Source organism: Natronosporangium hydrolyticum (genome assembly GCF_016925615.1).
Classification (GTDB): domain Bacteria; phylum Actinomycetota; class Actinomycetes; order Mycobacteriales; family Micromonosporaceae; genus Natronosporangium; species Natronosporangium hydrolyticum.
The window spans coordinates 1,375,404-1,386,149 of the sequence record NZ_CP070499.1 but is presented as its reverse complement, the minus strand read 5'-3'; the positions used below and the strand labels follow the sequence as shown (position 1 = coordinate 1,386,149).

The following is a 10,746-nucleotide window of genomic DNA, read 5'->3' as shown; positions in this document are numbered from 1 at the left end:
CCACCTGCCCAGCTTAGCCAGGTCCCCGATACACCTCACGCATACCAATGACGGACACTAAGCGCAACGACCCCGCCGCTCACTGAGTTAAGGAGCTCCGATGCGTCGCCGACTGGCCGCTTCGTCCCTGGTCATCTGCCTGGTCGCCGGCCTCGCTGCGGCGTGCAGCCGAGACAGCGGGGCGGAAGCGACGCTGTCGGCCTTCCTCGACGGCTGGTCGGAGGGGCGAGCCGCAGACGTGCCCTTCGTCACCCCGACTGGTGAGCCGGTCGCCGCCGAGCAGGTGACCGAAGCGCTGGCCGAGGCCAGCGGCGATCTGCACGAGCAGCCACCCGAACTGACCGCTGGCGAACTCGATGAATCAGGCGAGAACGCCACCGCTCCGATCACCGTGGCGTGGCCCCTGCCGGGCGGCGCGAGTTGGGCGTACGAGACGTCGGTGCGGCTCACCGAACGGGACGGTGACTGGCACGTGATCTGGCAGCCGGCAGTGCTCCACCCGGAGCTGCTCGACGGGGACCAGCTGCGGCTGCGCCGGCTCGCCGCCGCCCGCGGCGAGATCCTCGACGCCGCCGGCGACCCGCTGGTGACCGCCCAGCCGATCACCGAGGTCGGGATCTGGCCCAGCCAGGCCGACGAGGTTGCCGAGCTGGCCGACCGGCTCACGTCAGCCCTCGCCGAACTCGGGCACGAGCTGGACCTGTCAGACCTGCCGGACCGGGTGGACGAAGCCCGCGACGATGACCTCTTCGTCCCGGTCATCACGCTCCGCCAGGACGAGTACGACGAGATCGCCGACGAGATCGGCGACCTGCCCGGGGTCCAGACCCGGGAGGAGGAACGGCACCTCGCCCCCACCCGTACCTTCGCCCGGGCGTTGCTGGGCACCGTCGGCGAGGTGACGGCCGAGGTGATGGAACAGCAGCCGGGAGCCTTCGCCCCCGGCGACCAGGTGGGGTACGGCGGCCTGTCCGGGCACTATGACGAGCAACTGCGGGGGGTGACCGGGCAGGCGGTGGTGATCGCCCGGCCCTCGCCCGGCGATGAGGTGACCGAGATCGAGCTGGACCGGGTGGACCCCGAATCGGGCCAGGACATCGCCACCACCCTCGACGCCGATGTTCAGAGCGCCGCCGAGGCGGCGCTGGCCGCCGAATCGAAGCCGGCGGCGCTGGTCGCGATCCGGATCAGCGACGGGTCGGTGCTGGCGGTCGCCAACACCGAGGGCGACGAGGCGCACCCGGTCAACCTGGCGCTGACCGCGTCGGTGCCGCCGGGCTCCACTTTCAAGATGGTCAGCGGCTACCAGCTGCTCGCCGCCGGCGAACTCGAACTCGACAGCGAGGTGCCCTGCCCGGAGGAGCTGACCATCGACGGGTTCACCATCAGCAACGCGTTCTCCGGGGGCCGGGGTGAGGTGCCGTTCCAGGAGGCGATGGCGATCTCCTGCAACACCGCGTTCGCCACCGTCGCGCCGCAGCTGGGCGACGACGGCCTGGCCACCGCCGCCGGGTCGCTCGGGCTCGGTGGCGATTGGGACCTCGGGCTGGAGACCTTCACCGGCTCGGTTCCGGCCGGCGGGTCCGCGCTGGATCAGGCAGTGGCCGCGTTCGGGCAGGGTCAGACCCAGGTGTCGCCAGCGGCTATGGCCGCCGCCACCGCGGCGGTCGCCCGCGGTGCCTGGCTGCCCCCGACCCTGGTGGTGGACCCGGCGGCGGACCAGCCAGCGCCGGCGGACCTGTCGGACCCTGCGGTGGCCGACCTCCATCGGGCGCTGCGGGCGGTGGTGACCGGCGGCACCGCCGAAGCGCTGGCCGATGTCCCCGGCGGCGACGTCTTCGGCAAGACCGGCACCGCCGAGGCGGGAGAGGAGACCCACGGCTGGTTCGTGGGTTGGCAGGACGACCTGGCGGTGGCGGTCTTCGTCGTCGACGGCCGATCCGGTTCCGGGGCGGCGGTGCCGCTAGCGGGTGAGTTCCTTCGCACCCTCGCGGAGTGACCTGGCTCAGCTGGCCGGTTCCGGCTCCGCGCTGCCCGGCGGTGGGCTGCCCGGCGGTGGGCTGCCCGGCGGCGAACTCGCCGGCGTGGCGCTGACCGGCGTGACGCTGGCCGGCTGTCCGGCGGTGAGCGCAGCCACCAACATGTCCACCACCTCGCCGGCGTAGCCGCCGGCCGGGTCATGGTCCGGATCGAAGACGGTCAGCTCCAACCCCAGGCACGACACATCGCTGACCAGCCCGGCGATCAACAGCTCCAGCTCCCGGTGGGCGATGCCGCCGTCGTCCGGGGCGTCCACCGCCGGCATCACCGCCGGGTCGAGCACGTCGATGTCGATGTGGACCCAGAAGCCGACGCAGTCGGTCAGGCGCTCCCGCGCCCAGGCGGCGGTCCGGGCCGGCCCCTCGGTGCGCAGCTCCGGCACCGGCCGGACCGCCATGCCGGCCGCCTGCAGATCCATCCGGTACTCGTCGTGGCCCCGGATCCCGAGCACCACCACATCGGTATCGCGCAGGTACGGCCGCCGATGCTCGATACCGGCGAGCTCCACCTGGCCGCGGCCGGTGACCAGGGCAAGATCTTCCCCGGCCGCGGCGCCGACGTAGGCGGCGTTGCCCGGGTGCCGGAAGTCGGAGTGGCCATCGACGAAGACCAGACCGGGCCGGCCGTCCAGCTCGGCGGCGAGCCGGTGCGCCGCCACCGCCGCCCCGATCAGGATCGAACAGTCCCCGCCGAGCACGAGCGGGAACTCGTCGGCGTCGAGGATCGCCCCGATCCGGTCGGCTAATCGGGTCGAATACTCGCTGATCTGTTCGGCCTGGCACACCCCGTCCCCGGGCCGCCAGCCACTCGGGTCGTACCGGGGCGGGGTGACGCAACCGGCGTCCCGGGCCCCGAGCCGCGCCACCAGCCCGTGGTCTCGCAACGCCCCGGGCGCCTTGGCGCAGCCCGGCACGGTGCCCGGGCTCGGCGGGCGCAGGCCGAGATTGGACGGGGCGTCAAGGACAGCGATGCGGCGGTTCATCAGGGGTGGCCGGGGCGTCGGGGTTAGAAGAGCGCGCTGGCGAGGGCCCGCCGGGCCGCCGCCACCGCGGGATCGTCAGGGCCGGCGATGGCGAAGAGCGAGACCAGATGTTCCCGGATCCGCTCCCGCTGCGCTGGTTCCACGCGGCGGACCAACTCCACCAGCCGCCGGTAGGCCGCCTCTGCCTGGCCACTGAGCACCTCGACGTCGGCGGCGAGCAGCTGTGCGTCGACATCGTCGGGCGTAGCCTGGGCCGCGGCGAGGACCGCCGTGGGGTCGGCGCCGTCGGTCCGCCGGGCGAGCGTGACCTGCGCGACACCGGCCTCCGCCGCAGCGTCGCCGGGCGACTCGGACAAGATCTTCTGGTACGCCCGTTCGGCGCCGTCCAGGTCGCCGGCGAGCAGTGCCTGGTCGGCCTCGTCGAGCCGGGGGTCGGCTGCGGGCTCCGGCGCGGCGCCGCCGCCGGCCTTGAGCACGGCGTCGAGCCACTGCCGCAGCTGCGCCTCGGGCACCACCCCGCTGAAGGCGTCCAACGGCTGCCCGTTGACGACCGCATACACCATCGGGATGCCCTGCACCCGGAACATCTGCGCCAGTCTTGGGTTGCTGTCAACGTCGATCTTGGCCAGCACCCAGGCGCCGTCGTGTTCGCTGGCGAGCTTCTCCAGCACCGGCGAGAGCTGCTTACATGGCCCGCACCACTCCGCCCAGAAGTCGATCACCACCGGGGTGGTGAGCGAGCGTTCCAACACCTCGGTCTGGAACGTGGCCTCGGTAACGTCGATGATCACTGCACCGGCGCCGCCACCGGTTGCGGCGCCACCCGCCGCCGAGCCGGCGGCGGGCGGGCGGGACGGCGCCGCCGGAGCGGTCGCCTGGGCCCGGAGCGCACTGAGGTCGACGGCGCCACGCGTGAAGATCGACTGGCTGTCTCGTGGGTCGCTCATGGTTGTCTAGTCTCGCACGCGCGCCGCGGATCGGCTCTCGACACCGGGCGCCACCGATGCTAATGTCCCGCGCCCTCGCGTCCTTGCCTTGAAGTCGGCTTCACCTCCTACGGTAGGCAGGCCACTACCGGAGGGAGCTCGGCAATGAGTATAGAGACCGCCGCCTGGAATTCGCTCTACCACGCGATGCACCAGGAAGAGCAGCGCCGCCCGGTGACCCGGGCGGTGCTCCGGCGCATCGTCGGGTTCGCCCGCCCGTACCGGCGGGAGCTGCTGGTCTTCCTGGCGGTCACCGTGGTCACCGCCGCACTGGCGGTCGCGACGCCGCTGCTCGCCGGCCGGGTGGTGACCGAGATCGTGGCCGGCAGCGAGCCGGCGGTAGTGGTCGGGCTCGCGCTGGCGATCGCGGCGATCGCGATCGCCGAGGCCGGGTTCGGGATGATCAGCCGCTGGCTGTCGGCCCGGATCGGCGAAGGGCTGATCCTGACCCTGCGCAACGCGGTCTTCGCCCACGTCCAGCGGATGCCGATCGCCTTCTTCACCCGGACCCGCACCGGTGCGCTGGTCAGCCGACTCAACAACGACGTGATCGCGGCCCAGCGGGCGTTCAGCGAGACTCTCTCCAGTGTGGTTGGCAACGTGGTGGCGCTCGTGCTCACGCTCGCGGCGATGCTGCTGCTCTCCTGGCAGCTCACGCTGCTCGCGCTGGTATTGCTGCCGATTTTCGTAGCGCCGGCGCAGCGGCTCGGCCGGCGGGTCGCCGGCCTGGAACGGGAAGCCGCGCGGCACAACGCCACCATGACCACCCAGATGACCGAACGCTTCTCCGCCGCCGGCGCCACCCTGGTGAAGCTGTTCGGCCGCCCCGATGAGGAGGCTGCCGCGTTCGACGCCCGCGCCAGCCGGGTACGCGACATCGGAGTCCGCACCGCCATGGTGCAGTGGACCTTCATCACCGCCCTTACCCTGGTCTCGGCCCTGGCGTTGGCCCTGGTCTACGGCCTGGGCGGCTTCTTCGCGTTGACCGGCGCCCTCGACGCCGGCACCCTGGTGGCGCTGGCGTTGCTGCTCACCCGGCTCTACGCGCCGCTGACCGGGCTGGCCAGCGCCCGGGTCGAGCTGATGACCGCGCTAGTCAGCTTCGAGCGGGTCTTCGAGGTGCTGGACCTCAAACCGCTGCTCACCGAGCCGGCGCAGCCGAGGTCACTGCCGGCCGGCGCGGTTCCGGTGGAGTTCGACGAGGTCCGCTTCAGCTACCCGGCCGCCGAGGAGGTCTCACTGGCGTCGCTGGAGGAGGTGGCGGTGCTGGACCAGCGCGGTGGGGTGCAAGTGCTGCACGGCGTCTCCTTCCGGGCCGAGCCGGGCCAGGTGGTGGCGCTGGTCGGAGCCTCCGGCGCCGGCAAGTCCACGATCGGCGCGCTCACCAGCCGGCTCTACGACGTAGACAGCGGGGCTGTCCGATTGGGCGGGGTGGACCTCCGGGAGCTGTCGTTCGAGACCATCCGCCGGACCGTCGGGGTGGTCACTCAGGACGGGCACCTCTTCCACGACACGGTCGCGGCGAACCTACGACTGGCGAACCCGGCGGCGACCGACACCGAGCTGTGGCAGGCTCTGGACCGGGCCCGGCTGGCCGATCTGGTGCGAGAACTGCCCGACCAGCTCGACACGGTCGTGGGCGAGCGCGGCTACCGGCTCTCCGGCGGGGAACGCCAGCGGCTGACCATCGCCCGGCTGCTGCTGGCGCAGCCTCGGGTGGTGGTGCTGGACGAGGCGACCGCGCACCTGGACGCCGAGTCGGAGGCGGCGGTCCAGGCGGCGCTGGCCGAGGCGCTGGCCGGCCGGACCGCACTGGTGATCGCGCACCGGCTCTCGACGATCCGGGCCGCCGACCAGATCCTGGTGATCGACGAGGGGCGGATCGTGGAGCAGGGGCGCCACGCCGACCTGATCGCCGCCGGTGGCCGCTACGCGGAGCTGCACCGGACCCAGTTCGCCAACCCAACGGAACCGGCCCTGCCGGTGGGTTGATCCTCGGCGACGCTCGCCGACCGGGCGGGCGGCGCTCGCCGGATCGCTGGCCCGAAGGATCCCTGGCCCGAAGGTCAGCGAGCGTGGACCTCGTCCGGCAGGTCGACCCCCGGCTGCGCTGCCGACAACGCCCTCGCCTGGCACTGCCCGGAGCGGGGCACGACCCGGCGCAACAGCTCACCGAGTAGCCCTCGCTCCGCCGCCGAGAGGTCGCTGAACAGCTCGTCTTCGACCTCCGCCAGCACCTTCGCGGTGGTCGCGAGCGCCTCACCGCCGGCTGCGGTCAGCTCGACGATGTGCCGGCGCCGGTCGGTCGGATCGCGCCGGCGCCGGAGCAGATCGGCGCTCTCAAGGTCGTTCAGGATCGCGACGAGCACACTCGGGTCAACCTCAAGCAGCTCGACCAGCTGCTGCTGGCAGGTCGGCTCGGGCTCGAGATGGGCCAACACCGTCACGTGCCGCGGCGACAGTTTGGTGACGCCCAGCGCGCCCCGGAGCCGGGCATCGGTCAGTAGGCCACGTTTAGCCAGCAGCAAGGAGAGGCTGTCGGTGATGCCTGCCCCTCTGACGCTCTCCACTTCTACACAATAACAGGGGGACGTCTGTAGACACCGCTTGATCGTTGAGTTAGGCTAACGATTGATTTATCAAGACTATGGAGTGGGTAGCAATGTATATCGCGTATATCGTCACCGCGGTCCTCCTGTCCGCCTTGCTGGCTTTCACCGCGCGAAACAAGCTCGTCCGAGAGAAGGAGGTCACGGCGATCCTGACCCGGCTCGGCGTCCCGGATCGGATGTTCCCGGTGCTGGCGACGCTCCAACTGCTCGGTGCGGCCGGCCTGCTCATCGGGATCTTCTTTCGGCCACTGGGCATCGCGGCCGCCGCTGGCGTCGTACTCTTCTTCGCCGGCGCGGTCATCGCCCACCTACGGGCCAACGACGCGAAGGGCACCCCGGTGCCGGCCGTCTTGACAGCCTTCTCGGTCGTTCCGCTGGCCCTCGGCGCCGCCACACTCTGAGCGGCGCCTGCCCTCCCCTGGCGGGCGTCGCCGCCGGAGGGCAGGGTGAGCCCTGACTGTCCCCGTCACCGATATCCGAGATGCCAACCATGTCAGAGTTATTACCCATGTCCGAGCTGGAAGCCGATCCCCCGCACGGTGATAACCCAGCTGCTGGCGCCGAGCTTTCGTCGCAGCGTCCCCACGTGAGTGTCGACCGTGCGACGAGACCAGGAGCCGCCCCAAATCTCGAGCATGAGCCGCTTGCGCGGAACCACCGTGCCCGGATTGGACGCCAGCACGTAGAGCAGGTCGAACTCTTTTCGAGTGAGATCAACGGGCTCGCCCCCCAGTCGAACCCTCCTGGTGTCAACATCGATCTCCAGGTCGCCCCGGCAGAGAACCCGGGGTTCCCGCGGCCCACGGTGCCCGGTACGCCGCATAACCGCGTCCATTCGAGCGAGCAACTCCCGAAATCCGTACGGCTTCACCAGGCAGTCGTCGGCGCCGGCTTGCAGCCCGAGGACACGGTCAAGTTCGGCCCCCCGCCCCGTTACCAAGATGATCGGAACGTCGCAATCCGACCTGATCTTTCGGCAGATCTCCAACCCATCCAGATCGGGCAGTTCCAGTTCGAGCAAGATGATCTCGGCTTCGTTGTATGCTGCCAGCGCATCGCCACCATTTTCCACAGTGGTAACCTCGTGGCCGTGCCGGCGCAACCCTCTCGATAGCGCTTCTGCCTCGGCAAGATCAGCCTCGACAACGAGAATTCGCTTAAAGCCAAAGGAAACACTGGCATACCCTCGGCCCTCCGTGTCACCCGCGTCCGCATGCCTGACGCATGAGCATCGCTTGCCAACCTCGTGAAGTCTTGTCGATTGCGTCTGCATCGTTCCCTCAACCGGTCTTCGCAGGTCTATGGAAGTGGAAGTCCTTCGGATCCTACATAGGCCGGCGGCAGTCAGTCAAAGTTTTCGATCAACCGTCCATCGATGACGGGTGCGGTGATCCACATCCGAGCACCGGCGAGGCCTCCCAACAAATGGATTTATCCTGAGCAACCGTCCACTTCGACAGACGTCTGGTTTGGACACGAGCGAAGGCAGCCTGGCGCGGGTCAACCCCGGGGCCACATCTCCGAATTCCTATGTAATGTGACGGAAGTCTCGCCGTGCCTGGCCGACTGGGCTAACGGATCAAGCTCAGCCTGGCCGCACTGCCCGCGACCATCGCAGATGCGTCACCCTTCCTGGCGAGCGAATGTTGTTGCCCCAGAAACTAATTGGCGACGTAGGCGGCTTGGCCACTCAGCTCGTCGCGCCCCACCGCATCCAGGAGCGCGGCGGCGAGGTCGGGGTAGGTGAGGACACGAGCCTTCGGCAGCGGGCCGGCCGTGCTGAGCCGGTAGCCGCCCGTCGCCGGCTTATCCGTCAGCCGCGGCGGGCGGATCGAGGTCCACTCCACCTCGCTGCCGGCCAGGATCTCCTCCATCCGACGCATGTCCCGGTAGGTCGCGCCGAAGAACCGCTCAAGCAACGGCAGCACGACGTACCGATCGAAACGGGCATGCTCACTCCACGGACCCACCGGCATCGCGGAGACCACGATGATCCGCTTGATGCCGTGCCGCTGCATCCCGTGCAGCAGGTTGGCGACGCCCTGCGAATACGTCACCGAGGCAGCCTTCGAGGTGCCGATGCCCAGCGTTGAAATCACCGCGTCGACACCAGCGAGACCTGCTGCGACCGCATCGCGATCGAGCACATCGACCACCGAGGTGGTCAACCCCGGCTGGCTCCGGGTGGCCCGAAACTCCTGCCGCGCCAAGGCTGCCACCTGGTGGCCACGCGTGAGGGCCTGTTCGACGGTGAGCCGGCCGGTGCGACCGTTTGCTCCTACAACCGCGATCCTCATGACACTCCGATCTTGATTCTTGGAGGGGGCAAGAATCACCGCCAACCGAAAGAGCGCGGCTGGCGAGTGTGGCGGCGAGCATCTTGGTGGCTCAGTACCCCGGGAAAGTCTCGCGAAGATGATCGAGCGTCAGCTCGCCGCCCTCGACCACCGCCTCCGCCGGGGTATGGTCGAGCGCTAGCCGGCCGGTTACCAGCCGGATGAAGGCTTCAGCGGGGATGGTGAGCGTTGCCTCGGCGGCCGACGGTGGATCCACGATGCGTACCGGCTCGCTCAACTCCAGCCCGAAAGACCGGGTGGGCGCCTCGGTCCGCACGGACACCACGGCGCCGGCGGCGACGCTCACCGGTTGCCCGATCCAGCCGATGAGCATGTCCACCGGCTGGAATAGAAACTCGACCGCCGCCGCAGTCAACGTCTGGGTTGGCCGCGACACGACCTTGACATCCCAGCTATGCAGGACAAACTCGTGGAGCCGCAGCGACGCGGTGGTCAGCACGTCGACCGGCTCCGGCAGGAATCCGAGATCGATCCGGAGCCGTTCGAGTTGCTCGTCGTCGAACTCCTCGAACTGGCCCAGGAGGAGCTCGTTGCTACTGACAAAGGTGTCGGCCTGCTCCTGCGGTGGCATGGCGTTCCATCGGTCCCACACCGCGTGGCGCGACTCGGACTCTGGCGGCGGATCGCCTGCCAGCGTGGCCTCGATCGTGCCTCGCATGATCTCCGCGCCGCTGCCTAGGTGGCTCAGCACCTGGGCAATGCTCCACTCGCTGGCGGCGGAGCTTCGCTTCAGCTCGGACGGGGGCATCGCGCTGACGTAGGTGACGAGATCTTCGTGGGCATCACGAAGCACTGTGATCGCCCGCTTCGTACGCGCGGTCATGGCTGATAAGGGTTGTTGGTCCGTGCCTCCAGCAGTGCCTCTCCCCACCAGGCCAGCTGGTTCAGCAGCTCCGTTGCGGCACCCTGCGCCAGCTCCGGCTCGGCGAGGCTGCCATCTTCCTGGAACGACTCCCAGTAGTTGGCGAAGCTGACGGAGTTGCGCACCGTCGTCGCATGCATCTCAGCGAAGACCTGGCGAAGTTGCTCAACGGCGCGCAGCCCACCGGAAGCACCCCCATACGAGGCGAACCCGATCGGCTTCGCGCGCCACTCTGTGAAGTGCCAGTCGATCAGGGCCTTCAACGACGCTGGAAAGCTGTGGTTGTACTCAGGGGTAACGACGAGGAACGCGTCAGCCTCCTCAAGCGCCGCACTGACCTGTGCCAGCGCGGGTGGTTTTGAGTCCGCGGTGGCGATCGCGGGCGGCTCCGGACCGAGCTGCAGCGGTAGCTCGACCTCGGCCAGATCTATGAGGTTGACCTTGAAGCGACCGTGCTGCTCCGCCCGCTCGGCTATCCACTCCGCGACCACGGGGCCGAATCGCGCCTCACGGACGCTCCCCACGATCACCGCAAGTTTGAGAATTTTTGCCGACACGAACATCCTCCTTAGCGCGCCACCTGGCGACATTGCACCGCCGCTGACTGACGTTGCACCCGCTGCTAACGCACACCTTACGCAAATCCTGGCCGAAATCCGTGCGCGCTGCCAGGCCGGGACGAGACTGGCACCGTGAGGGCTACCCTGCGCCGCGACCGAGCGCTTGCTGCGCCCCGCCGGATCATGGCGCCCCGCCAGATCATGGCGCCCCGCCGGATCATATGCCTCGTCGGCCTGGCAGGTGCCGCAGCTCCGGCACCCGATCAGGATCTCCAGCGAAGTGTCACGGCGATCTTGACATCGAACCATCGAAAGTTCGCGAAGACTTGGAAAACGACGACTTGACC

At 69.3% G+C, this 10,746-nt stretch carries 10 protein-coding genes; 3 read left to right on the top strand and 7 right to left on the bottom strand.

From position 1 onward, the window contains the following. Positions 1-100 precede the first annotated feature (100 nt). Positions 101-1,999: a penicillin-binding transpeptidase domain-containing protein gene (locus JQS43_RS06375; RefSeq protein WP_239678141.1), complete on the top strand. Its 1,899-nt coding sequence runs from the start codon at positions 101-103 to the stop codon at positions 1,997-1,999. A 6-nt stretch (positions 2,000-2,005) separates the two neighbouring features. Here the strand turns inward: JQS43_RS06375 and JQS43_RS06370 are convergent, their stop codons facing one another. After that, complete coding sequence (locus tag JQS43_RS06370; protein WP_239678140.1) at positions 2,006-3,022, bottom strand: arginase family protein; 1,017 nt, start codon at positions 3,020-3,022, stop codon at positions 2,006-2,008. Between the two features lie 23 nt (positions 3,023-3,045). Continuing rightward, on the bottom strand, positions 3,046-3,969 hold the full coding sequence (locus JQS43_RS06365) for a tetratricopeptide repeat protein (RefSeq protein WP_239678139.1): 924 nt from the start codon (positions 3,967-3,969) through the stop codon (positions 3,046-3,048). A 144-nt stretch (positions 3,970-4,113) separates the two neighbouring features. On the opposite strand from JQS43_RS06365, the gene JQS43_RS06360 reads away from it, so the two are divergent. Further along, the gene (locus JQS43_RS06360) at positions 4,114-6,000 is read left to right on the top strand and encodes an ABC transporter ATP-binding protein (protein WP_420847655.1); all 1,887 of its coding nucleotides are present in this window, start codon (positions 4,114-4,116) and stop codon (positions 5,998-6,000) included. Positions 6,001-6,074: 74 nt separating this feature from the next. Here JQS43_RS06360 and JQS43_RS06355 read toward each other — a convergent pair whose 3' ends face one another. Further along, on the bottom strand, positions 6,075-6,578 hold the full coding sequence (locus JQS43_RS06355) for a MarR family winged helix-turn-helix transcriptional regulator (protein WP_239678138.1): 504 nt from the start codon (positions 6,576-6,578) through the stop codon (positions 6,075-6,077). 77 nt (positions 6,579-6,655) lie between these two features. On the opposite strand from JQS43_RS06355, the gene JQS43_RS06350 reads away from it, so the two are divergent. Next, on the top strand, positions 6,656-7,021 hold the full coding sequence (locus tag JQS43_RS06350; RefSeq protein WP_239678137.1) for a DoxX family protein: 366 nt from the start codon (positions 6,656-6,658) through the stop codon (positions 7,019-7,021). 101 nt (positions 7,022-7,122) lie between these two features. Here JQS43_RS06350 and JQS43_RS06345 read toward each other — a convergent pair whose 3' ends face one another. The 4 genes from JQS43_RS06345 to JQS43_RS06330 all read right to left on the bottom strand — a co-directional run bounded on the left by JQS43_RS06345 (position 7,123) and on the right by JQS43_RS06330 (position 10,402). Next, positions 7,123-7,893, bottom strand: a complete 771-nt coding sequence (locus tag JQS43_RS06345; RefSeq protein ID WP_239678136.1) for a response regulator transcription factor — start codon at positions 7,891-7,893, stop codon at positions 7,123-7,125. Between the two features lie 388 nt (positions 7,894-8,281). Beyond that, positions 8,282-8,917 (bottom strand): NAD(P)-dependent oxidoreductase, encoded by a 636-nt coding sequence (locus tag JQS43_RS06340; protein ID WP_239678135.1) that lies wholly within the window; start codon positions 8,915-8,917, stop codon positions 8,282-8,284. 91 nt (positions 8,918-9,008) lie between these two features. Next, positions 9,009-9,800, bottom strand: a complete 792-nt coding sequence (locus JQS43_RS06335) for a maleylpyruvate isomerase family mycothiol-dependent enzyme (RefSeq protein ID WP_239678134.1) — start codon at positions 9,798-9,800, stop codon at positions 9,009-9,011. After that, positions 9,797-10,402 (bottom strand): NADPH-dependent FMN reductase, encoded by a 606-nt coding sequence (locus tag JQS43_RS06330; RefSeq protein WP_420847654.1) that lies wholly within the window; start codon positions 10,400-10,402, stop codon positions 9,797-9,799. The genes JQS43_RS06335 and JQS43_RS06330 overlap by 4 nt, the downstream gene beginning before the upstream one ends. Positions 10,403-10,746 lie beyond the last annotated feature (344 nt).